The organism is Rhizobium anhuiense bv. trifolii (genome assembly GCF_024346605.1).
Taxonomy (GTDB): Bacteria; Pseudomonadota; Alphaproteobacteria; order Rhizobiales; family Rhizobiaceae; genus Rhizobium; species Rhizobium anhuiense.
The window spans coordinates 36328-60091 of the sequence record NZ_CP098803.1 but is presented as its reverse complement, the minus strand read 5'-3'; the positions used below and the strand labels follow the sequence as shown (position 1 = coordinate 60091).

The window sequence follows — 23764 nt, the reverse complement described above, 5'->3', positions numbered from 1 at the left end:
TATGCACTAAAGTAGCGCGATTTCGATCCGATCGGACTGAGCCATGCTGAATGATCCGCGCTCCCACGGACTTTGGGAAAAGACCGCACCCGAACCGCCGGCGACCTCGTCGCTCGAAGGCGCCGTATCGGCCGATGTCGTCATCGTCGGCGGCGGCTACACCGGCCTCTCTTCCGCGCTGCATCTTGCCGAAGCCGGGTCGAAGGTGGTGCTGCTGGAGGCGAAGGAGATCGGCTTCGGCGGCGCCGGCCGCAATGTCGGCCTGATCAATGCCGGCATGTGGGTGATGCCCAACGATCTGCCCGGCGTGCTCGGTCCGGTGCATGGCGAACGTCTGCTCGATCTGCTCGGCAACGCGCCGAAGCTCGTCATGGAGTTGATCGACAAGCATCAGATTGCCTGCGAACTCGAACGCAATGGCACGCTGCATTGCGCGGTCGGCGAAAACGGGCTGAAGGAGATCGAGAATCGCGCCGCGCAATGGGCCGCCCGCGGCGCAGCCGTGACGCTGCTCGATGCGGCGGAAACGGCCAAACGCATCGGCAGCGATGCCTATACCGGTTCGCTGCTCGACAAACGCGCCGGTACCCTGCAGCCGCTTGCCTATGCACGCGGCCTTGCCCATGCCGCCGTCAAGGCTGGCGTCGCCGTTCATACGTCCAGCCCGGTCGTTTCAACGGAACGCAATGGCAGAAGCTGGACCGTGAAGACGGCAAGCGGCGAAGTCAGCGCCGAATGGATCATCGTCGCGACGGATGCCTACAGCACCGGCCCATGGGAGCAGGTGCGCAACGAACAGGTGCATCTGCCCTATTTCAATTTCGCCACCGTGCCGCTCGGCCATAATCTGCGCCAGTCGATCCTGCCCGGGCGGGAAGGCGCATGGGATACCAAGGAAATCCTCTCCTCCTTCCGCATGGACCAGGCCGGCCGCCTCGTTTTCGGCAGTGTCGGGGCGCTACGCAATACCGGACTTGCCGTACACAAGGGCTGGGCCAAGCGCGCATTGAAGCGGCTCTTCCCCATTATCGGTGATGTCGAATTCGAGTGTGAATGGTATGGCCAGATCGGCATGACCGACAATGCGCTGCCGCGCTTCCACAAATTCGCGCCTGGTGTCATCGGCTTTTCGGGCTACAATGGCCGCGGCATTGCCCCCGGTACGGTCTTCGGCCGTACGCTGGCGGAGCATATCCTCGGCCGGCTTCCGGAAGCCGATCTGCCGCTGCCGCTGACGTCGCCCACCGAGCCGAGCTTTCGTGCACTCAAGGAAATATGGTACGAAGCCGGCGCTCAGGTCGCCCATTTCGCCGATGCCCGCTTCTGAGAATTATAAGATTGGAAACACGACAATGACCATCGCCGTCCTCGATCTCGCCACCGAAACCGCCAAGCTGCTTGCCGAACTCGGCGTCGATGCCGGCCGCTATCACGGCGGCACGCTTTCCGTCACCTCGCCGGTCACCGGCAAGGAAATCGGCAAACTCAGGGAACATTCCGTTTCCGAAACGAAGGCGGCGATCGAAGCGGCGCACCAGGCCTTCCTCGAATGGCGTGCCGTGCCGGCGCCGAAGCGCGGCGAACTGGTCCGCCTGCTCGGCGAGGAACTGCGCGCCTCCAAGGCGGCGCTCGGCCGTCTCGTTTCGATCGAGGTCGGCAAGATCACTTCGGAAGGTCTGGGCGAAGTGCAGGAGATGATCGACATCTGCGATTTCGCGGTCGGCCTTTCCCGTCAGCTCTACGGCCTGACGATCGCCACCGAACGCTCCGAGCACCGGATGATGGAAAGCTGGCATCCGCTCGGGGTGATCGGCATCATCTCGGCCTTCAACTTCCCGGTTGCCGTCTGGTCGTGGAATGCCGCGCTGGCGATGGTCTGCGGCAATTCCACCGTCTGGAAGCCTTCGGAAAAGACGCCGTTGACGGCGCTTGCCGTACAGGCACTGTTCGAAAAGGCGCTGAAGCGTTTCGTCGCCGAGGGCGGTACCGCACCGGCCAATCTGTCGACGCTGATCATCGGCGGCCGCGAGGTCGGCGAAGTGCTGGTCGATCATCCGAAGATCCCGCTGGTTTCCGCCACCGGCTCGACGGCCATGGGCCGCGCCGTCGGTCCGCGCCTGTCGCAGCGTTTTGCCCGCGCCATTCTCGAACTCGGCGGCAACAACGCGGCGATCGTCTGCCCGTCGGCCGACCTCGACCTGACGCTGCGCGGCGTCGCGTTCTCCGCCATGGGCACGGCCGGACAGCGCTGCACGACGCTGCGCCGTCTCTTCGTCCATGACAGCGTCTACGACCAGCTGGTGCCGCGTCTGCAGAAGGCCTATGGCTCCGTCACCATCGGCAATCCGTTGGAAAGCGGTACGCTGGTCGGACCGCTGATCGACGGCCAGGCTTTCGAGAAGATGCAGGCAGCGCTGGGTGAGGCCAAATCGGCCGGCGGCAAGGTGACCGGCGGCGAACGCGTCGACAATGGCTCGGCTGACGCCTTCTACGTTCGCCCGGCGCTTGTCGAAATGCCGGATCAGACCGGACCGGTCGAGCACGAGACTTTCGCGCCGATCCTCTATGTGATGAAATACAGCGACTTCGACGCCGTGCTGGCGCTGCACAATGCCGTGCCGCAGGGACTGTCGTCGTCGATCTTCACCAACGACATGCGCGAGGCCGAAACCTTCGTCTCGGCCCGCGGTTCGGATTGCGGCATCGCCAACGTCAATCTCGGGCCATCCGGTGCCGAGATCGGCGGCGCCTTCGGCGGCGAGAAGGAAACCGGCGGCGGCCGTGAATCCGGCTCGGATGCCTGGAAGGCCTATATGCGCCGCTCCACCAACACCATCAACTACGGCAGAACGCTGCCGCTGGCGCAGGGCGTCAAGTTCGACGTCGAATAAGCCGGCTGCAAAGAAGGGGCGGCGCTCGGGGAGTGCCGCCTTTTTGGCCAAATCGAGATTTATTCCCCTGTAATATGAAATATTTAGTCAAGATATTGTGATGACTTTTCCGGCCAAGCGAAACTTGAAATTGGCAGTCAGGAAAAATATACGCCTCTCATCGCCCTTGGAGAGCTCGGGTGACATTGCTACGGAGGCCATCATGAACATTGCTCTTAACCGCTTTTCCCTCGCGCTCGCCGCTTCGCTTCTCTCCGCCACCGCGCTTGCAGGCAGCGCCAATGCGCAGGACGAAGGTCTCGTCGTTTACAATGCCCAGCACGAAAGCCTCGGCCGCGAATGGATCGATGCCTTCACCAAGGAGACCGGCATCAAGGTCACCATGCGCCAGGGCAGCGACATGCAATTCGCCAACCAGATCATCCAGGAAGGCGATGCCTCGCCGGCGGACGTATTCCTGACCGAGAATTCGCCGGCAATGACGCTGGTCGATGGCGCGGGCCTGTTTGCCCCCATCGAAAAGGAAACGCTGGATCAGGTTCCGGAGCAGTATCGCCCGGCTGACGGCATGTGGACCGGCATTGCCGCCCGCACCACGGTCTTTGCCTACGACAAGACGAAGCTCACCGAAGACAAGCTGCCGAAGTCGTTGCTCGACCTCGCAGATCCGGCCTGGAAGGGCCGCTGGGGTGCGGCACCCGCCGGCGCCGACTTCCAGGCCATCGTTGCTGCCCTGCTGCAGTTGAAGGGCGAGCAGTCGACCGCCGACTGGCTGAAGGGTCTCAAGGAAAACGCCACGCCCTATAAGGGCAACAGCGTCGCCATGAAGGCTGTCAACGCCGGCGAAGTCGAAGGTGCGGTCATCTATCATTATTACTGGTTCGGCGATCAGGCCAAAACCGGCGAGAACAGCAAGAATGTCGGCATGCACTATTTCAAGAACCAGGATCCGGGCGCTTTCGTCAGCGTTTCGGGCGGTGGCGTCCTGAAGTCCACGCAGCACATGAAGGAAGCCCAGGCTTTCCTGAAGTTCCTCACCAGCAAGGCTGGCCAGGCAATTCTCAAGGACGGCACCTCTTATGAATATGCTATCGGCAAGGATGCGCCCTCCAACGACAAGCTCACTCCGCTTGCCGACCTCAATGCTCCGAAGGTCGAAGCTTCCACCCTCGACAGCAAGAAGGTCGTGGAGCTGATGACCGCCGCCGGCCTGATCTAACTTTTCTGCCGCAGGCTTGCCTCGGCCAAAACTGTTGCTTTTGGCTCAAGAAAACCTTAGGGCATGACGATATCCGGCAACCGTCCTTCAAAGGCGGTTGCCTTCCTTTTTCAGCGTGTAAAGGCATCGGCCTTGCTGCAGGACAACAGATTGCTCGCATCCGGCAACGAGGCGCCGGTCGCGCTAAGGGCCGCGCGCATGGTGTTGCCGCGCGGACGCATGCCGCACGCTTCCGTGATCCTGCTTGCAACCGTGGTCGCGATCTTCAGTCTTGTGCCGCTCGGCTTCATCGGCTGGGTCACCTATGATGTCGGCTGGGAAACGGTGAGGGCCTTGGTCTTCCGACCGCGTGTCGGCGAACTCCTCGTCAATACGATTCTCCTGGAATCGATCACCATCCCGCTGTCGATCGCGCTTGCGGTGACGCTCGCCTGGCTGACCGAACGGACGGACATTCCTTTGGCGCGGCTCTGGGCCTGGCTGGCGATCGCTCCGCTCGCCGTGCCCGCCTTCGTCCACAGCTATGCCTGGGTCAGCCTCATTCCCGGCATGCGCGGCCTGCAGAGCGGCGTTTTCGTCTCGGTGCTCGCCTATTATCCGTTCCTCTACCTGCCGGTCGCCGCCGCATTGCGCCGTCTCGATCCGGCCATCGAAGATGCCGCGGCCTCGCTGGGCCTCAATCCCTGGCGGGTCTTCTTCCGCGCCGTGCTGCCGCAGCTCAGGCTTGCCATCTGCGGCGGCTCGCTGCTGATCGCGTTGCATTTGCTTTCGGAATACGGCCTGTTCGTCATGATCCGGTTCGACACTTTCGCGACGGCGATCGTCGACCAGTTCCAGTCTTCCTACAACAGCCCGGCGTCCAACACGCTCGGCGGCGTGCTTGTCGCCTGCTGTCTTTTTCTGCTCGGCTTCGAAGTGCTGGTGCGCGGCAACGAACGTTACGCCCGCGTCGGCTCCGGCTCGCCCCGTCCGGCGGACCGCCGCCGGCTCGGCTGGTTCGTGGTGCCGGCCGTCTTGCTGCCTGTCATCCTCGCAATACTGACGCTCGGCGTGCCGCTGGTGACGCTTGGCCGCTGGCTCTATCTCGGCGGCACCGATATCTGGCGCATCGAAGTCGGCAGCGCTTTTCTGCAGACGATCGTACTTGCCATTGTCGGCGGCGTGCTGGCGACGATCGCCGCAGCGCCGATGGCCTGGCTTTCGGTGCGGGCACCCGGCCGCCTCCAGCGCGTGCTCGAGGCCTGCCATTATTATGTTGGCTCGCTGCCGGGCGTCGTCGTGGCGCTGGCGCTGGTGACGATCACCGTGCGCCTCGTGCTGCCGCTCTATCAAACCTTCGCAACGCTGCTCGTCGCCTATGTGTTGCTTTTCCTGCCGCGCGCCATGGTCGGGCTGCGCGCCAGCATCGCCCAGGCGCCGGTGGAGCTGGAACGCGCTGCGATGGGCCTCGGCCGCACCCCGGGCCAGGCGGTGCGGCAGATCACCATGCGCCTTGCGGCACCGGGAGCGGCCGCCAGCGTCGCGCTGGCTGCACTCGGCATTACCAATGAACTGACGGCGACACTGATGCTGTCGCCCAACGGCGTCGATACGCTGGCGACGAAATTCTGGTCGTTGACCAGCGAGATCGATTATGTCTCGGCTGCTCCTTACGCCTTCATGATGGTCGTGCTGTCGCTGCCGCTCACCCTTATGCTCTATACTCAATCGAAACGGACTGCCGGCCAATGACGCTGCTTACGATCGAGAACATCAGCAAGCGCTACGGTCCCGTCCAGGCGCTGAAGGATATTTCGCTCGACGTCTCGGCGGGCAGCCGCACCGCCGTCGTCGGCCCGTCCGGCTCCGGCAAGACGACGCTGCTGCGCATCATTGCCGGTTTCGAGCAACCCGATGTCGGCCGGGTGACGCTGGATGGCGACCTGCTTGCGGACGGTCCGGCGGCGGTGCCGGCGCACAAGCGCGGCATCGGCATCGTCTCGCAGGACGGCGCGCTGTTTCCGCACTTAAGCGTTGCCGAGAATATCGGCTTCGGGTTCGAACGCGGCGCGGCCGATCGCGAGAAACGCATCCTCGAGCTGCTCGACATGGTCGAACTCGACCGCGGGATGCTGGCGCGGCGCCCGCATCAGCTTTCCGGCGGGCAGCAGCAGCGTGTGGCGCTCGCCCGCGCGCTTGGCCGCAAGCCGCGGCTGATGCTGCTCGACGAACCTTTCTCGGCACTCGATACCGGCCTGCGGGAAAACATGCGCAAGGCGGTGGCGCGCGTGCTGCAGGCGGCCGGCATTACGACCATTCTCGTTACGCATGATCAGGAAGAGGCGCTGACCTTTGCCGATCAGGTGGCGGTGCTCAGGGAGGGACGGCTGATCCAGGCCGGATCGCCGCAATCATTGTATCTGCATCCGCGCGACCGTGAGACGGCGCTGTTCCTCGGCGATGCCGTGCTGCTTCCCGCCATCATCCGCAACGGCCTTGCCGATTGCGCCCTTGGCCGCGTGGCCGTCGAGGGCAGTCGTCAAGGCAAGGCGGAGATCATGCTGCGACCCGAGCAGATCCGCGTCGTTGCCGATGAGAGCGATCGCGACTATGGCGGGCGTGTCGTTGAGGTGGAATTCGGCGGCGCCGTCTGCACCGTTGCCGTTTCGCTCGACGGCGTTGCGCTGCCGCCGATCCTGATCAAGACTTCGAGCGTTGCGCTTCCGGCGCGAGGCGATCTCGTTCGCCTCGATATCGCCGGCAAGGCGCATGTCTTCGAGAACTAAACCAAGAGCCCGCACCTCCTGTTGGACGCGCGGGCTCTATCATTTTTCGTTTTCGTGTCGTTCTTTCCGGAAATCCATTTCGATTTCCGGGCTTATGCGCTAGCCGAACTTGCGCACTACATCTGCCGGCTCGATGCCTTCGAGCCAGCCGCCGGTAAAGCCGGCGCGCTCGAGCCCGAGGCGGATGACCGGCGATTGCCGCATCAGCTTCCAGATGAAGTCGGAGCGCTCGTTCTCGACGGTCATGACGACAAGACCTTGATCAATGCCGACGGTGCGGTCGTCGACCCAGCCTTCCGGGCGCTTGGTCTTGACCGTGGGATTGAAGCCGCCGGGAAAGCCGCCTTCCAAGAGCAGGTTCGGATAGGTGGTCAGAAGCGCCTTGGTGCCGTCGAGAGCGGCCTGCTTGTCGTAGGGCAGGCAGGCAAGGGCTGCCCAGGGTGCGATCGTGCCGTCATCCGGGCCAAGCGGAGCGCCGCGCGCGGCATAACCCAGAACCTTCGGCTGGCGACCGCCGCGCATGCGCCGTGTCGGCGGCGGACCGTCACAGGCGGAGAATCCCCAAATATTCCTGTTATAGCCGACGAACTGCCCGGGATTGCGTTCGGCATAGTCGCGCTGGACGTTGATCATCACCTGCGTGTTGCGGAAATAATCCCAGTTCCGCTCCGCCATCGGCTTGTCCTGGATGGTGCGGAAATCGATCCAGGCATGCGAGAAGAGGTGGATGAAGAGCGGCCCGGCATAGAGATAGGACTGCTCGCCATGCAGCATCCAGGAATAGCTTGACGTGAAGGCGTCGTAGCTTGATTGCGGGATGGGGTGCGTCGGCGAGGCAAGCGCCAGCGTGTAGAGGATGATCGCCTCGTCGAAACCGTGATAGCGCCAGCGCAGGAAGCCGGAAGAGGGCTTCCAACCCATGGCAATCGTGTCGCCCTTGTTCAGCGCCCAGCGCCAGTCGACGCGCTCATAGATGAAGGTCGCGAGTTCACGGATTTCAGTCTCCGTTTCGTCGTCTTCGCGATCGAAATATTGCGCAGCCGTGAGAATGCCGGCGACAAGCAGGGCGGTATCGATGGTCGAAAGTTCGCTGTTCCAGGCGCGATGACCGGTATCCATATGCAGGAAGTGGTAGAAGAAGCCGCGGTGACCGGTCGCGTGGCGCTCCTCGCCCTGGCGCGCCTCGGCGAAGAAACGCAGCGTATTGACCGTGCGCTCGGCTGCTTCCTCGCGGCTGATCCAGCAACGCTCAACACCGACGGGATAGGAGGACAGCGCAAAGCCGACGGCCGCGATGCTCGCCGGCACGCCGCCGATCGAGGTGTCCGCCACCAGGCCGTTTTCGGGATTGGAATATTTCAGGAAGTACTTGAACGCCGAATGCTGCAGCCTGTCGACGAGCGCTGCATCAATGTCTTCGATCCGTTGCAGCATAGGCTCCTACCCAACTGTTGCATCGCCCCATGCTTCAACATGGTGGCCGTCCCCGGGCAAATCAAACCTTTTTGATTCGTAGGGATAAGAGAACACAAATCGGTGGAATCGGTCGTTAAGAATTATCGATGAAATAATATCTAGCAAAAGTCATATAAGCGGTGCAGCAAAAAGGGTGGCCCGCGCGCCACCGGCACGGGTTATTTTCCCGCAATACTTGTTTTTCAGATGCTTAAAGAGTGGGTTTTGCACGCTCACGCGGCTTCATCGACCCGCACCAGATGGCCTGCCGTCACTTCCCGGTATCGGCGTGGCGGCGTGACATAGCCAACCGGGCGAACGGGGCTGTTGAGCTCGTCGGTTCCGAGGTTGCGCTTGATGCCGCGACGTGAGGGATCGGGCACGGGGACGGCTGCCATCAGCTTCTTCGTGTAGGCGTGCTGCGGGTTGCTGAACAATTCCGCGCGCGGGCCGATCTCGACGATTTCGCCGAGATACATCACCGCGACCCGATGACTGACACGTTCGACCACCGCCATATCGTGGGAAATGAACAGGAAAGCGAGGTTGAGGCTTTGCTGCAGGTCCATCAGCAGATTGCAGACCTGTGCCTTGATCGAGACATCGAGGGCCGAAACGCTTTCGTCGGCGACGATGACCTTCGGATCGAGCGCGAGCGCGCGGGCGATGCAGATGCGCTGGCGCTGGCCGCCGGAGAATTCGTGCGGATAGCGTTTCATCATGTTGGGTTTAAGCCCGACGCGTTCGAGAAGATCGGCCGCCTTGTCGCGGGCCTGGGCACCTGTGCCGAGGCGGTGTTCGGTAATCGGTTCGGCGACGGCGGCGCCGACGGTCATGCGCGGATTGAGGCTGGCGAAGGGGTCCTGAAAGATCATCTGGATGCTGCGGCGCATCCGTCTGAGGCTGACCGCGTCAAGGCTCAGCACGTCATAGCCGTCGAGGCTGACACTGCCGCCGTTCGGCTGGACGAGGCGGGTGATCGAGCGACCGGTGGTCGATTTGCCGCAGCCGGATTCGCCGACGAGCGATAATGTCTCGCCCTGGAAGAGATCGAAGGAGACGTCCTCGACCGCGTGGATCGCGCCCGTCTTGCGGCCGAGCAGCCCGCCGCGGATATCGAAACGGGTAACGAGGTTCTTGACTTCAAGGATCGGCGTCCGGCGGCGGTCGACGGTATCGGCCACCTCGATCGGCTCGCGGCGTTCGCCGGTCGTGGTGTCGACGACGGGAAAACGCAGCGGCCACTTCCGGTCGGCCATCGAGCCGAGGCGTGGCACGGCGGAGAGCAAAGCGCGGGTATAGGGATGCCGGCCGCGATGGAAGATATCGTCGGTCGTGCCGGTTTCCACCGACTCGCCGCGATACATGACGATGGTGCGGTCAGCGATTTCGGCGACGACACCCATGTCGTGGGTGATGAAGAGCACGGACATGCCCTCTTCTTCCTGCAGCATCTTGATCAGATCGAGGATCTGGCCCTGGATCGTCACATCGAGCGCCGTCGTCGGCTCGTCGGCGATCAGCAATTTCGGCCGGCTGGCGAGCGCCATGGCGATCATCACCCGCTGGCGCATGCCGCCTGAGAACTGGTGCGGAAATTCGTCGAAGCGCGCGGCGGCGTTGGGGATGCGGACCTTTTCCAGCAGGCGGACGGTTTCGGCCCGCGCCTCCGCCTTGCCGATCTCGCCATGGCAGGTGAGCGCTTCGGAGATCTGGCGGCCGATGGTGAAGATCGGGTTGAGGGACGTCATCGGCTCCTGGAAGATCATGGCGGCGTCGTTGCCGCGCACCCGGCGCATCTCCTTTTCCGAAAGGGCGAGTACATCCTTGCCGTTCAAGGTGACGGCGCCATCGATGCGGCTCGATCCCTTGGCAAGCAACCGCATGATCGAAAGGGAGGTGACGCTCTTGCCCGAGCCGCTTTCGCCGACGATTGCCACCGTCTCGCCTGGCATGACATCGAAGGAGACATCACGCACCACCGGCTTCCAGTCACCATCGACGAGGAAGGAGGTCGTCAGGTTCCGGACGGAGAGAACAGGAGAGGCGGGTGCTGAAGAAACATCACTCATGTCGTTCCCTTGGTTTTCTCTGGGTTACGTCTTCAAAGGCGTGGCGAAGGAGGCGGAGGGCCTGCCTGCCGCGATGCGGGCCGCTTCCAGCGTCGCGATCTTTTCATCGATCTCGCGCCTGTCGGTCATGCCGTTCGGATTTTGCCGCGTCGCCATTGTCTCCGCGACATGCAGGTAGCGTTCACTGGCCACTGCATGGAGGCGGACAAGTTCGCCGAGCGGATCGGGATGATCGTCGGCGCGGATACTCAGCCACGGATAATCCTGATCGCGGTGGATGACGAGGGCGGCGGACTGCCTGCCGCGCTTGTCGCCGCCGGCATCTTCGCCTGCCTGCATCGCCAAGAGCAGGCGTTCGGCCAAGGGCTTGTCCAGCGCCTTGTTGTAGGTGGCAAGCGTTTTGGTGACGACGTCAGGTCCCGCGAGCATGTTGCCGGCAACCGAGACGTTTTCATCGATCAGATGTCCCGCCCAGTCGATGCATGCGGCGCCGGTGAAGGCGGCGTTGCGTCCCTTCGCATCGATGAGGTGCAGTTGCCGCTGATTACGGCCGGCGTCACGCCCGGTCAGTTCGGCGATGATTTCCTCGGGCGCCCTGCCGGCGGCCAGCAGCGACAGGCCGTCGACGCCGTAAAGCGGGCTGACAAAGGCCTGGGTCGCAACGGCGCCGATGCCGCCGCGAATATGCGGCACGAGAGCGCCGACGGCGAAGAAGCGGGTCGCGACGGCAATGCCGAGATGACCGGTCAAAGGGTCACGGGCGACGATTGACCAGGTCATGTCTATCTCCCGACCGCATAGGCCTGCATCAGGCGCGGGGTGGCTGCGGCACGCAACAGCCCATCGGCATCGCGTCTTGCGGCAGTCAGCCGGCCGATCGTCCAGACATCGGCGACCGTCAGCTTGTGGCCCTTGCGGCGCAGGGCATCAAGGATGTCGGGGCCGAAATTCGCTTCCGCCATCAGGCTGCCGGGTTCGCGGGTGCGCGGATAGAAGGAGCCTGGAAAATGCGAGGTGTGGAACAGCGGCTGGTCGATCGCCGCCTGCAGGTTCAGCTTGTGATGGGCGTAGCGCAGGAAGAAGGAGAGCTGCCACTGCTCCTGCTGGTCGCCGCCGGGTGTGCCGAAGGCCAGCGTCGGGCGGCCCTCATAAAGGCCGAGCGACGGCGTCAGCGTCGTGCGCGGCCGTTTGCCGGGGGCAAGCGAGGTCGGCAGGCCTGGTTTCAGCCAGAACATCTGGGCGCGGGAATTGAGGCAGAAGCCGAGGCCGGGCACGGTCGGCGAGGATTGCAGCCAGCCGCCGGACGGCGTGACGGAGACCATGTTGCCGTCGCGATCGATCACGTCGATATGCACGGTGTCGCCGCGCTTTTCGGAAAGATGCGCCATAGTCGGCTCGTAGACGGCGCCGGTCTTGGAATCCGCGCCGAGCATCGTCATCGTCAGATCATGCTGCGCCTCGAAGCCAGGCACGATGCCGGGGCGAAGATCGAAGGAGGCGTCTGCGCCGACCAGCTTGCGGCGCTCGGCGGCATAGGTCTCCGACAGCAGGTGCGCGACGGGGATTTCCGAGAAATCAGGATCGCCGTAATAGACTTCGCGATCGGCGAAAGCGAGCTTCATCGCCTCGACGACGGTATGGACGAAATCGGCGCCGGTGGGGTTCATCGCGGCGAGATCGAAGCCTTTGAGGATCGACAGGGTCTGCAGGAAGACCGGACCCTGGCCCCAGGGACCGATCTTGGCGATCGTCCAGCCATGATAATCATAGGTCAGCGGCTCCTCGATCGTTGCCGACCAGTTTGCCATGTCGGTCGCGGTCAGTACGCCCTTGTGGCGGTTGCCGCTCGCATCCATCACCTCGGCGGTTTTGAGGTAGTCGTCGATCTTCTCGGCGACGAAGCCGCGATAGAAGGCGTCGCGGGCCGCCTCGACCTGCGCTTCCCGCCCGCTTTTCGCCTCGGCCTCGGCGATGATGCGCTTCCAGGTTTCGGCAAGCACCGGATTCCTGAAATTCGCATGCGCTTCGGGGACGCTGCCATTCGGCAACCAGGTCTCGTAGGAGGTCGGCCATTCCTTCTCGAAGAAGGCGGCGAGCCCGTTGATGGTGGCGGAGACGCGCGGCAGCATCGGATGACCGCGCTCGGCGTAATAGATCGCCGGTTCCAGCACATCGCGCACGCTCATCGAGCCGTAGTCGCGCAGCATCAGCATCCAGCCATCGAAGGAGCCGGGGATGACGGTCGCAAGCAGCCCGTCGCCGGGGATCAGGCTCAGGCCTTCCGCCGTATAGTGTTCGATCGTTGCGCCGGCGGGTGCGGGGCCTTGCGCGCAGATGACCTCGACCTTGTCCTTCTTCTTCGAATAGATCACCGCCGGCAGATCACCGCCCGGACCGCAAAGATGCGGCTCGACAACCTGCAGCACGAAGCCCGTCGCCACCGCCGCGTCGAAGGCATTGCCGCCCTTTTCGAGAATGCTCATGCCGACCGCCGAGGCGATCCAGTGCGTGGAGGTGACGACGCCGAAAGTGCCGAGGATTTCTGGACGGGTTGTGAATGCGGGCATGTCAAATGTCCTTTCAAGAGATCATGCTTCGCGCGGATCGAGCGCATCGCGCAGGCCATCGCCTAAAAGATTGAAACCGATGACGACGAGGAAGATCGCGGCACCCGGCCACATCGCCATCCATGGCGCCTGGGAGAGGAAGTTCTTGGCGACATTCAGCATCGAGCCCCAGCTCGGGGCCGGCGGCTGCTGTCCGAGGCCGAGGAAGGAGAGGCTCGCCTCGGCGATGATCGCGGTGGCGACGGTCAACGTCGCCTGCACGAGGATCGGTGCAAAGACATTCGGCAGGATATAGCGGGTGATGATGCTCGAGGACCGGAGGCCGATCGAGCGGGCGCCCTCGACATATTCCTCGGTCTTGACCGAGAGCACCTGGCCGCGCGTCAGCCGCACGAAGACGGGCATGGCCGAAAGGCCGATGGCGATCATCGCATTGGTCAGGCTCGGACCGAGAAAGGCTGCAAGCGCGATCGCGGTGATGAGGAAAGGCATGGCGAGAAAGGCTTCGGTGATGCGGGAGATCACCATGTCGATCCAGCCGCCGAAATAACCGGAGACAAGGCCGAAGGGCACGCCGATGATAACGGCGATTGCCACCGAGAAGACGCCTGCCATCAGCGAGGCCTGCGCGCCCCAGATCATCCGGGAAAGAATGTCGCGGCCGATGTCGTCGGTGCCGAGCCAATGGGCGGCGGACGGGGCCTTGCGGATCGCCGACCAGCTTGTGGCGTTCGGATCGGGAATTGGAAGGAGGGGGGCGGCAACCGCGAGGATCGCGAAAAAGGCGATGATAACAAGGCCGACGAGGGCGCCCTTGTTAGCCTTCAGCTTGCGCCAGGCGCGACTCGGCGTGCGGTCGATCGCGGCCGGAATGCCCGTCTCTCCGATCGCGGTCATAGGGCGGCCCTCATGCGCGGGTTGAGCAGGACATAGAGAATGTCGGCCAGGAGGTTCATCAGAATGAAGCCGATCGCGGTGCAGATCACGACGCCCTGGACGACGGCGTAGTCGCGGTTGAAGACGGCGTCGACGATGAGCTTTCCAAAACCCGGAATGGTGAAGATCTGCTCGGTCAGCACGGCGCCGGCGAGCAGTTCGCCGAAAAGCAGGGCGGTCAACGTCACGATCGGCAGCACCGCATTGCGAAAACTGTGTTCGAGCACGACGGTGCTTTCCGGCAGGCCCTTGGCGCGGGCGGTGCGGATGTAATCGGCGCTGAGCACACTGAGCATGGCCGAGCGGGTGTGCCGCATCAGGGTCGCGGCCAGCGCGTTGCCGAGCACGAAGGAGGGCATCAGCATGGTTTCCAGCGAACGCAGCGGATTACTGAAGAAGGGTTCGTAGCCGGATGCCGGCAGCCAGCCGAGATTGACCGAGACCAGCAGGATCAGCATGATGCCGAGCCAGAAATTCGGGATCGACAGACCGGTCAGCGCGATGATGTTGGCGATATAGTCGATCATCGTGTTCTTCTTGACGGCCGCCAGGATGCCCATCGGCACGCCGATCGCAAAGGCGAAGATCATCGACATGATGGCGAGCTGGATGGTGACCGGCAGTTTTTCGCCGACGAGCTGCAGAACCGGCTGGTTGGTGCGCAGCGAGATGCCAAGATCGCCCTGAAGGGCCGCACCCAGCCAATGGACATATTGATAGGGCACGGGATCGTTCAGCCGGTATTTCTCGCGCAGGAATTCGAGAACCTGCGGGTCACGTTCCTCACCAGCCATGGCGAGGATCGGATCACCGGGCAGCAACTTCTGCAGCGAGAAGACGAAGATCGAAATGATCAAAAGCGTCGGTATGGCGACCAAGAGCCGTTTGGCGATGTAAGTGTACATGGGCGATCCTGACACGACTGGGATCATGCGGCGGAGGGTTTCCGCCGCATGATCGGCTTCTGGTCAGCCGGCTTTCTTGACGCCGACGAGGCGGATCATGCCATCCGGCGAGGGAGTGAAGCCGGTGATGTTCTTGTGCAGCGCCCAGATCCAGGACTGGTGGCCGAGATAGATGATCGGCAGATCGTCGTTCAGGATGACGGCGGCGGCATCATACTTCTCCTTGCGCACGGCATCGTCGGTCGAGGCACGGGCTTCGTTCAGCAGCTTGTCCACCTCGGGATTGCAGTATTTCGTGTCGTTGATGCCACCCTTGCAGGTGATGAACTGATGGATGTTGCCATCGGGATCGACACGACCGGACCAGTCGGAACGGCTGAGCTGATAGTTGCCGGCCGTCTGCTCACTCAGCAGCGTGGCGAATTCCGTCGATTTCAGGCTGACGTCGAAGCCGGCTTCGCCGACCATCGACTGGATGATCTGCATCATCTGCATGGCAACCGGATTGTTCGGGATCTGCAGCTCGATCGGCACGCGGTCGAAGCCTGCTTCCTTGATCAGGGCCTTGGCCTTGTCGAGATCGCGGGCGGGGACGGGAATATCCTTGTCGAACCACGGGCTGCTTGGCGGGAAGGGCTGGTTGCCGGCAACCGCCGTGCCTTCATAGACGATCTGGTTGACGGCATCGCGGTCGATCGCCAGCGAGAAGGCCAGGCGCAGGCGCTTGTCCTTGCCGAAAGGATTGTCGGCACGCGCACCATTGCCGATATTGGTATAGAGCGCCATGTAGCCGGTGCCGACGGCGTCGGCATAGACCAGGCTCGAATCCGCCTTCACGGCTTCAGCGTCGGTCGCCGCCAGGCGCTCGATCATGTCGAGATCGCCGGACCGCAGATTGGCGAGGCGCACCGTCGTATCCGGGATCGGCAGATAGGTGAGCTTGTCGATGAAGATCTTGTCCTTGTTCCAGTAGTCCTGGAACTTTTCGAGCACGATGCGATCCTGCTGGACGCGCTCGACGAACTTGAACGGTCCGGCGCAGACCGGGTGATCACCGAACTTGGCGCCGAGTTCCTTGGCGGCCTTCGGCGAGACGATCATGCCGGCGCGGTCGGAAAGCTGGGCAAGAAGGGTGACGTCAGGCGCCTTGAGGGTGAACTTGACCTCGTATTCGCTTGTCGCCTCGACCTTTGCGACCGAACTCAGCTCGCTCTTGCGGCGTGATTCCGGCAGGGTGATGTTGCGCTCGATGGTGGCGACGACGGCTTCGGCGTTGAACGGGGTCTCGTCATGGAACTTGACGCCTTGGCGCAGCTTCATGGTCAGTTCTTTGCCGTCGGCCGACCAGCTCCATTCGGTGGCAAGCTGCGGCACGATCTTCAGGTCCGGTGAGACGTCGACCAGCTTGTCGCACATCGCAGTATAGACGATGCGGCCGACGAAGGTGCGCGACTGCGCGGGATCGAGCACGTCGGCATCGTCCTGCAGGCCGATCTTCAGGTCGACGGCGAAGGCAGGAAGCGCAAACAGGGCGCCGGCAACGGTGGCGGTCAGCAATTTGGCGATCTTCATTCCATTCTCCTCTGTTCTATTTTGCTTGGTTTTTGCTTCCAACCGGCGGTTATGGCCCGCTCTGCTTTTTTCTCTGCTCACCTCCCTGTTCAGGCGAGGGTCTTGTCGACCTCCGTTTCGCTGTGATCGAGCGAGGTGATGCGGATGAGGCTTTCCTGCAGCGTCAGCAGATGCTGGCGCATGGCTTCGCCCGCCCTGGCAGGATCATGGGCGGCGATGGCATCGACGATCGCCGTGTGCTGGCCGAAGGTGACGGACCGCGTCCGGCTGGCGCTGCGGGCGCGCTCGCGGATCGTCTGCCAGGCCTCGTCCTGCCGCACCCGGTTGATGACGTCGAAGATGGTGAGGAAGAAACCGTTGCCGGCGCATTGGGCAATCTGGCGGTGCAGCGCCCCGTCCCAGAGTTCGCGCCCGTCGGCATCGGTGCTTTCGTAGATCTTCTTCACCAGATCATACATGCGCTCGATATCGGCGGCCTTGGCGCGCATGGCGGCAAGCTGGGCGAGCTGCGGCTCGATGCGCAGGCGCACTTCCATGACTTCCATGAGATCGGTGCCGGCGACGATGGAGCCGACATGATCGCTCCAGCCGTCGGGGCGCGGGCCGGCATAGGTGCCGGAGCCCTGGCGGCGCCAGATGCGGCCCTCGGCCTCCAGCACTTCGAGGGCGCGGCGGACGGCGCGACGGCCGACGCCAAGCATTTCCGAAAGGGCGCGCTCGGTCGGCAGCTTGCCGTCGGCGTCGAGACTGTCGGACTGCAGGAGGGCCCGCAGCTTCTCCAGCGCATAATTCGAATTGCCCTGCGTCTCATCCATCGGTATTCGCTAAATGGTCCGTACCAATTTTCTATTGGTTCAGTGCAAACCAAATCGCCCCGACCGTCAAGCGCTTTTTTGTGCAAATCGAAGTATGCCCATTTTTTGCTCAAACACGGCCATTGCCGCGATGCGGAAAAACAGTCGCTCGTGGCGACAGGGCGGTGCCGCGATCGACAATATCATCCAGGAAAACGCAATTGGTTCAGGCGAACTTCAGGCCTGCCGTGAACGTGCGGAGATGAAGACCTGCGGTTCGAAGTCAAAATCCTTGTCGAACGGGTAGGTCGGATGCTGCTTGCGCAGCCGCGGCAGGCGCTCGACGAACTGGTCGACGACACCCGTCGATAGCGCCATCAGGTTCGGATTGGCGATCGGCGCCAGTTCCGGAGAGAGATAGCCCGATTTGACGACGATGATCTTCGCCCGATGCGGGTAGAGGCCGAGCCGGGTGAAATCGACGATGTTGTGATAGGGCCGGCGCTTTGCGGAAAGCACAAGATCGATGCCACTGACCGAAACCACCGCCTGACGGTCGGCGGCATCCGATGTTTCGTGGAGGAATTTGACGGTGAAGCAGGCGGTGACCGATTTGCTGCCCTTGGTGTCGAGCGAGGCGCCGACGCTGAGCTCCAGTTCCGCACCGATGCCGGCGGCATAACAGGCCTCGGTCGCCGCCTTGTCGGCGATGCCGGCGAAGACGACGCCGGTGGCGCCCCTGGCGATCAGCTCGGCCAGCACGTCGGCCCGGTCCCCGACGCCGCCACCTGTGGGGTTGTCGCCGGATTCGGCCAGCACGACAGGGGCGGTCGGGCTTGCGATTGCTCTCGCGACGCATTCCTCGAGCGAGCCGGTCTCGCAGCCGAAGACGAAGTCTTCGCGCACGTCCCAATAGGCCTTGGCGAGGCGTTTGGCCTCGCGCTCCAGCACGGTGCGGTCGGTGCCAGTCATGATGGCAGCGGCGGTGGCGCGCGGTTCATCGGCCCAGACATAACCGACCATCAGCGATGCATCCCAGACGCCGTCGATCGCATCGATCCCAGGCAGCATGTCATAGAGGCTTTTCGCCGGCTCATCGACGGTGCTGGTGCGCTCGCCGGGCAGCACCACCGGGATCGGCGCCCAGAGAACGATCGGCCTCTCGCCGGTCTTCAGGCTCTTGACCAGCATGAAGACCGAGCGGCGCATCGTCTCCTCGACATCGATATGCGGCGCAGTGCGATAGGTGGAATAGATGTCGAGCGCATCGATGATGCGCTGCGTGACGTTGCCGTGCAGGTCATAGCTGGCCGAAACCGTGCAATCCTCGCCGACCAGCGCACGCGCCGCACTGATCCAGTCGCCTTCGGCATCCTCCATGCCTTCGACATACATGGCGCCATGCATGGCGAGATAGAGACCGTCAAGCGGCAGCAACGGCTTCAACCGCTCGAGGAATTCGCCCTTGAAGGCCTCGTAGGTGGCGCGCGAAACCGGGCCGCCGGCAATGGCGCGCGCATGGATCGTCGGCAGGAACTCGGCATCGTAATCCCTGAGGAAGGCGAAATACGGCGCTTCCAGCAGCGCCGCGCCGCGCAGCACGCGAAAATCCTTCTCCTCGTTCAGGACGGGATTGTATGTGCTGCATTCGATATGAATGCCACCGACGGCGATGCGCATGGGATACCTCAGGAGTTGGGAGCAATCAGGACGTTATGGGCGGCGATGCTGGCGGCGTCCCCTGATCGATGATCCGCAGAAGCTCGCGCTGCGATGAACTGAACATAAAGGGTTTTGATCCGAAGACGCGCCGTCGCTATCTGATCGATGATAGTTCGCAAAATGAATCGATCAACGGCAATAAATTACAAAATCGATCCAGATCGGCCTGGTAGACTATCCGAAAGCAGCCGAGGCGGACATTTTTTGTGTAGACGAGTTGGTAACGTCGCTTACCAAGCGCAAAGCGACCGCGGAGTCGGCGTCAAGTGGGAGACCTCGATCCTACGCCAGCACTGGCTGTCCATCCGTGGATAAATCTCGCGTCCCCAGATGAGACTGCGCCGCAAGCGGCGCTCGTAGTCGGTGGCACGGTCTTGATCTTCGTGACATTCAAACCAGACAAATACGGTTTCTCCCTCGCGAACCGGCAGCCTGGGAAAATCGTTCTTACTTCGCTCCGTCACAAACAGAGCATCGATGCGCGCACCAGCATCCCGCATGGCCGGGAGTGCATCGTCGCGGAAAAACCTGGCAAAATCCTCCTCTGTCCCAGGGGCGAGCGAGCAGATATTCAGCCTGATAAGACCCTGCACCTTGGAGCGGCTCACCTCCTTGTCCCTTGGCAGATTATGCACGAACGGGTGGACGCCTACCGCCGGCTTCAAGAGCAGGACATTATCCGAATTGAGCATCGTCGCGTTGGCTGCCGGCCCATGTTCTTTCCAGGTCGGGCTTGAATAAAAGGATGCGAGAGCCTCCGTTCGAGTTTCCATATCCTTGAAAGAGCGAACCCACACAAAGGAATCAGGATCGTCAAGATCGCGGAACTCCCCTTCGACGCGCATGCCCAGGGCCTCCTGAGGTTCAACAAATTCCCTGTCAAACAGATCGATCAATGATTCTCTGCCTTCCGGGAGAAGCCGATAACGGCGAAGTTCGAATACGGAATGCGGATTCATGGCTTCCTCAACAGGTCAATTGTCCTGTATTCATAACAGGACAATTGACCTGTTATGTCAAGGTGCTAATGTGCGCGCAGGACGAGTTGAGAAACCATGACCGAAAACAAAAGAACCAATGATCCCGAAGGCGTACGTCGCCGGATCATTGATGCCGCCTACGACGCCTTCGTTACCCAGGGTTATCTCGCAACCGGCATGCTGGAATTGCGCGAAAGGGCTTCAGTATCCGGTGGTGCCATGGCGCATCATTTTCCGGCCAAGCGCGACCTCGGACTTGCGGTCATTCGCGATCGCGTGGCTGAAGCCGTTCGGCAAACATGGATCGCGCCGCTCCACACAAGTGCAGATGTGCCGGCCGCCATAGACTTGATCTTTGAGAACATCATCAATGAACTGATGCATAACGGCCGGGTCTCCGGTTGCCCGCTCAACAACATGGCAATGGACGTATCCCATCATGACTCGGAGATGCGCGAGGTTGTCAGCGCCGTATTCGGCGCCTGGCACGAGGCACTGTCCGCCAAGTTTGCGAGAGACGCGGAGGAAAAACACGCGAGCGAGCTCAATCCGCACAGCCTCGCCACGCTTGTCATCGCAGCCTATTCCGGCGCCATGGCGATGGCAAAGGCACGACAGGATGTCAGCCCACTGATCGATTGCCGCATGGAACTGGCGGCGTTGCTCGCGGCGAAATATCGCCTGCGTTGACGACGGACATTCTTCTCGGAAGGATTGGTAAAAGTCGCAAGTAGATCTCGTCAAAGACGCTGAGATCGCATGTGCCTGACCTGACAAGGAAGAAACTGGAGCGGGCGAAGGGATTCGAACCCTCGACCCCAACCTTGGCAAGGTTGTGCTCTACCCCTGAGCTACACCCGCTCAATCCACATCGGTCCGGGGTAGTTGTTGGACCGTGGGCGCCGCCTCGTGGCGACGGGCGCTATATGGCCTAACGGGTTTTCAAATGCAACAGGGAAATGACGGAGAAGCGAAGAAAAAATTCTGGTCTCAGAGGAGGACGGGCGGAAAGGCCGCAAATGTGGGGGTAGAGCGTCGGTTCCGAAGATTGCCAAACGATGTGGACGGACTTAAGCAGGGCGCCTCGATTTTGTTATTCCGCCGAATGGATTGCCCGATGTCCGAAAATACCCCCAAGACAAGAGAAGATTTGTTTGCCTTTCTCGACGGCCTCGGCATTGCCCATAAGACGGTCGATCATGCGCCGGTTTTCACCGTCGCCGAATCGGTTGCCCTTCGTGACGAGATCCCCGGCGGTCACACCAAGAACCTCTTCATCAAGGACAAGAAGGACAGGTATTTTCTGCTGACCGTGGAGGAAAATGCCGAGGTCGACCTCAAACAGGTGCACAATCTGATCGGCGGGTCCGGCCGGGTTTCCTTCGGCAGGGCGGAAAAGCTGATGGAATATCTCGGTGTCATTCCCGGGGCCGTCACCGCGTTCGGCGCGATCAACGATACCTCGGAGAATGTCACCTTCGTGCTCGATGCCGATCTGATGCGCGAAGAGATCGTCAACTGCCATCCGCTATCCAACGATGCGACGACCTCGATTGCGAGCAGCGATCTCATCCGTTTCATGGAGGCGACCGGGCACAAGCCGCTTGTCTTGAAAGTGACGTCCTGACATACGATTTTAGCGCTAAAGCGCGTCGTGATCTTTCAGATTGGCTTGCGGCGCTTTAGTCTTTGGTTTTGCGCATGTCCTTGTCGTAAAACCGCACCACAGTTTTGCGCGACATGCTTTGGCAAAGACGCCGGCAGGATCGGCGCGGCGGGAGATACCTATGAGCGGCAGCGACAACCCCTATAACGGTTCCTTCGGAAATCAGATGACGGCGACGACAAGCTTCGGCGCAGCAACGGCACCCGCAGCTGCGGCCGGCAGCTACATCACGGAAACGACGACCGCGAATTTCGGCAAGGACGTCATCGAGGAATCGCGCAAGCAACCGGTGCTGGTCGATTTCTGGGCGCCCTGGTGCGGTCCGTGCAAACAGCTGACGCCGGTCCTGGAAAAGGTGATCAACGAAGCCAAGGGCCGGGTCCGGCTGGTCAAGATGAACATCGACGATCATCCCTCGATCGCCGGCCAGCTCGGCATCCAGTCGATCCCGGCCGTCATCGCCTTCGTCAACGGCCGTCCGGCCGACGGCTTCATGGGTGCGGTGCCGGAAAGCCAGATCCAGCAGTTCATCGACCGCATCGCCGGTCCGGCCGGCGCCGATGAGGCGGCCGAGATCGAAGCCGTGCTTGCGGAAGCGGCAGAACTGCTTGCCGCCGGCAATATCGACGAAGCCGCCCAGCTCTATGGCGCCGTCATGCAGGCCGATCCCGAAAATGCCAAGGCGCTCGCCGGCATGGCCGAATGCATGATCGCCGCAAACCAGCATGAGCGGGCGCGCCAGGTGTTGACCGAGCTGCCGGAAGAGCTGTCGAAAGATGCCGGCATCCAGGCGGTGCTGAAGAAGCTCGAGCAGATCGAGGAGGCCCGCAAGCTCGGCGATCCCGTTGCGCTCGAACGCGACCTTGCCGCCAATCCCGATGATCACGCGGCGCGGCTGAAGCTCGCCAAGATCCTCAATGTCGAAGGCCGGCGCGACGAAGCGGCCGAACATCTGCTTTTGATCATGCGCAAGGATCGTGCCTTCGACGATGATGGCGCCCGCCGGCAGCTGCTGCAGTTCTTCGAGGTCTGGGGCTTCAAGGATCCGGCGACGGTTGCCGCCCGCCGCAAGCTTTCGGCGATGCTGTTCTCCTAGAGCGGCTCGGCTTTCCTGGAATTGCTTTGGAGCGCGGCGTGTCCAGCAGGACGCGCCGGGCAATATCGACCCCGATTTTTGGGGTTAGCGCTAAGTTTCGAGTATCTGCCCTTGCGTTTTCGGACAGGGGCACCACATTCTCGTCAGAACGGGCATGCCCGTTACAAGAATGCGGGACGGTTTCATGCAAGTCGGGAATGCCAGATACCTGAAGCCGGGCGATCTGCCTGATTCAATCGCCGTCTTCCCCCTGACCGGCGCCCTTCTCCTGCCGGCCGGGCAGCTTCCCCTCAACATTTTCGAGCCGCGCTATCTGGCGATGCTGGATGCGGCGCTGACCGGAAACCGGCTGATCGGCATGGTGCAGCCGGCGCTCGGCGAACACGAGGACAAGGGCGGCGAGCCCAATCTTGCCGCTGTCGGCTGCCTCGGCCGCATCACCTCCTTCGCCGAGACCGGCGACGGGCGCTATATCGTTTCACTGACCGGTGTCTGCCGCTTCCGGCTCTTGGAGGAGAAAGCCACCAGCGATCCCTTCCGCACCTTCCGGATCGCCCCGTTCATCGCCGATCTCTCGGCCGCGAACGAGGAGGACGCGGTCGACCGCGCTGCGCTTCTGACCGCCTTCAAGGCCTATCTCGATGCCAACAAGCTGGAGGCCGACTGGGAGAGCGTCGAGCGGGCGAGCAATCTGACGCTTGTCAATTCCCTCGCCATGATGTCGCCCTTCGGGCCGGCGGAAAAACAGGCGCTGCTCGAGGCGCCCGACCTGAAGACGCGGGCCGAGACGCTGATCGCCATTACCGAAATCGTGCTGGCGCGTGTCTTCGGTGACTCCGACACGGTTCTGCAGTAGACTTCAGCCATGGACGAAAAACTCAGCCGCGTCGATCCGAAACTGCTCGATCTCCTGGTCTGCCCGCTCTCCAAGGGGCGGCTTTCCTATGATCGCGAGCACAATGAGCTTGTCTCGGAAAAGGCGCGGCTGGCCTACCCGATCCGCGACGGCATTCCGATCATGCTGGTGTCCGAAGCCCGCCGCCTCGACGAATAAAGCAATTCCAGGAAAAAGTGCGAAGCGGTTTCTCGGGCAGGGCGCGAAGCGCTTTTGCCGGCAATTGCGT

Annotated in this window: 20 protein-coding genes and 1 tRNA gene; 10 read left to right on the top strand and 11 right to left on the bottom strand. The window is 62.2% G+C overall.

Annotation, left to right across the window (positions count from 1 at the left end; genetic code table 11):
• The first annotated feature begins 43 nt into the window (after positions 1-43).
• The 5 genes from NE851_RS08985 (at position 44) to NE851_RS08965 (ending at position 6875) form a co-directional block, all read left to right on the top strand.
• Positions 44-1327, top strand: a complete 1284-nt coding sequence (locus tag NE851_RS08985; protein ID WP_063473830.1) for an NAD(P)/FAD-dependent oxidoreductase — start codon at positions 44-46, stop codon at positions 1325-1327.
• Positions 1328-1352: 25 nt separating this feature from the next.
• Positions 1353-2891, top strand: a complete 1539-nt coding sequence (gene amaB / locus NE851_RS08980; protein WP_028757755.1) for an L-piperidine-6-carboxylate dehydrogenase — start codon at positions 1353-1355, stop codon at positions 2889-2891.
• A 202-nt stretch (positions 2892-3093) separates the two neighbouring features.
• Positions 3094-4110 (top strand): iron ABC transporter substrate-binding protein, encoded by a 1017-nt coding sequence (locus NE851_RS08975; RefSeq protein WP_028757756.1) that lies wholly within the window; start codon positions 3094-3096, stop codon positions 4108-4110.
• Positions 4111-4173: 63 nt separating this feature from the next.
• Positions 4174-5841, top strand: a complete 1668-nt coding sequence (locus NE851_RS08970; RefSeq protein WP_127431330.1) for an ABC transporter permease — start codon at positions 4174-4176, stop codon at positions 5839-5841.
• A complete protein-coding gene (locus NE851_RS08965) occupies positions 5838-6875 on the top strand; it encodes an ABC transporter ATP-binding protein (protein WP_028757758.1) in 1038 nt (345 codons plus the stop codon). Before NE851_RS08970 ends, NE851_RS08965 begins: the two co-directional genes overlap by 4 nt.
• Before the next feature lie 99 nt (positions 6876-6974).
• Here NE851_RS08965 and NE851_RS08960 read toward each other — a convergent pair whose 3' ends face one another.
• The 10 genes from NE851_RS08960 to NE851_RS08915 form a co-directional block, all read right to left on the bottom strand.
• The gene (locus NE851_RS08960) at positions 6975-8309 is read right to left on the bottom strand and encodes a glucoamylase family protein (protein ID WP_028757759.1); all 1335 of its coding nucleotides are present in this window, start codon (positions 8307-8309) and stop codon (positions 6975-6977) included.
• 254 nt (positions 8310-8563) lie between these two features.
• A complete protein-coding gene (locus tag NE851_RS08955) occupies positions 8564-10402 on the bottom strand; it encodes an ABC transporter ATP-binding protein (RefSeq protein ID WP_097595958.1) in 1839 nt (612 codons plus the stop codon).
• A gap of 24 nt (positions 10403-10426) precedes the next feature.
• The gene (locus NE851_RS08950; protein WP_028757761.1) at positions 10427-11182 is read right to left on the bottom strand and encodes a DUF1028 domain-containing protein; all 756 of its coding nucleotides are present in this window, start codon (positions 11180-11182) and stop codon (positions 10427-10429) included.
• Positions 11183-11184: 2 nt separating this feature from the next.
• Positions 11185-12969: a gamma-glutamyltransferase family protein gene (locus NE851_RS08945; protein ID WP_254959903.1), complete on the bottom strand. Its 1785-nt coding sequence runs from the start codon at positions 12967-12969 to the stop codon at positions 11185-11187.
• Between the two features lie 21 nt (positions 12970-12990).
• Entirely contained in the window at positions 12991-13866 is an 876-nt protein-coding gene (locus NE851_RS08940; RefSeq protein WP_028757763.1) for an ABC transporter permease, read from the bottom strand.
• Positions 13863-14810: an ABC transporter permease gene (locus tag NE851_RS08935; RefSeq protein ID WP_047615673.1), complete on the bottom strand. Its 948-nt coding sequence runs from the start codon at positions 14808-14810 to the stop codon at positions 13863-13865. Before NE851_RS08935 ends, NE851_RS08940 begins: the two co-directional genes overlap by 4 nt.
• Positions 14811-14873: 63 nt before the next feature.
• On the bottom strand, positions 14874-16382 hold the full coding sequence (locus NE851_RS08930; RefSeq protein ID WP_127431328.1) for an ABC transporter substrate-binding protein: 1509 nt from the start codon (positions 16380-16382) through the stop codon (positions 14874-14876).
• A gap of 89 nt (positions 16383-16471) precedes the next feature.
• Positions 16472-17203, bottom strand: a complete 732-nt coding sequence (locus NE851_RS08925) for a FadR/GntR family transcriptional regulator (protein ID WP_047615671.1) — start codon at positions 17201-17203, stop codon at positions 16472-16474.
• 210 nt (positions 17204-17413) lie between these two features.
• Positions 17414-18856, bottom strand: a complete 1443-nt coding sequence (locus NE851_RS08920) for a M81 family metallopeptidase (RefSeq protein WP_127431327.1) — start codon at positions 18854-18856, stop codon at positions 17414-17416.
• Positions 18857-19128: 272 nt separating this feature from the next.
• Entirely contained in the window at positions 19129-19857 is a 729-nt protein-coding gene (locus NE851_RS08915) for an NIPSNAP family protein (RefSeq protein ID WP_127431326.1), read from the bottom strand.
• Between the two features lie 198 nt (positions 19858-20055).
• Between NE851_RS08915 and NE851_RS08910 the strand changes: the two genes are divergently transcribed.
• The gene (locus tag NE851_RS08910; protein WP_244604848.1) at positions 20056-20568 is read left to right on the top strand and encodes a TetR/AcrR family transcriptional regulator; all 513 of its coding nucleotides are present in this window, start codon (positions 20056-20058) and stop codon (positions 20566-20568) included.
• 96 nt (positions 20569-20664) lie between these two features.
• Here NE851_RS08910 and NE851_RS08905 read toward each other — a convergent pair.
• Positions 20665-20739: transfer RNA gene (locus tag NE851_RS08905), tRNA-Gly, on the bottom strand.
• Positions 20740-20995: 256 nt separating this feature from the next.
• On the opposite strand from NE851_RS08905, the gene NE851_RS08900 reads away from it, so the two are divergent.
• The 4 genes from NE851_RS08900 to NE851_RS08885 all read left to right on the top strand — a co-directional run bounded on the left by NE851_RS08900 (position 20996) and on the right by NE851_RS08885 (position 23694).
• A complete protein-coding gene (locus NE851_RS08900) occupies positions 20996-21505 on the top strand; it encodes a prolyl-tRNA synthetase associated domain-containing protein (RefSeq protein ID WP_028757771.1) in 510 nt (169 codons plus the stop codon).
• A 160-nt stretch (positions 21506-21665) separates the two neighbouring features.
• Complete coding sequence (gene trxA / locus NE851_RS08895; RefSeq protein WP_025554691.1) at positions 21666-22640, top strand: thioredoxin; 975 nt, start codon at positions 21666-21668, stop codon at positions 22638-22640.
• A 169-nt stretch (positions 22641-22809) separates the two neighbouring features.
• Positions 22810-23496, top strand: coding sequence for an LON peptidase substrate-binding domain-containing protein (locus tag NE851_RS08890; RefSeq protein ID WP_025554693.1), 687 nt, complete (start codon positions 22810-22812; stop codon positions 23494-23496).
• Between the two features lie 9 nt (positions 23497-23505).
• Positions 23506-23694, top strand: a complete 189-nt coding sequence (locus NE851_RS08885; protein WP_003589705.1) for a Trm112 family protein — start codon at positions 23506-23508, stop codon at positions 23692-23694.
• Positions 23695-23764: the final 70 nt, after the last annotated feature.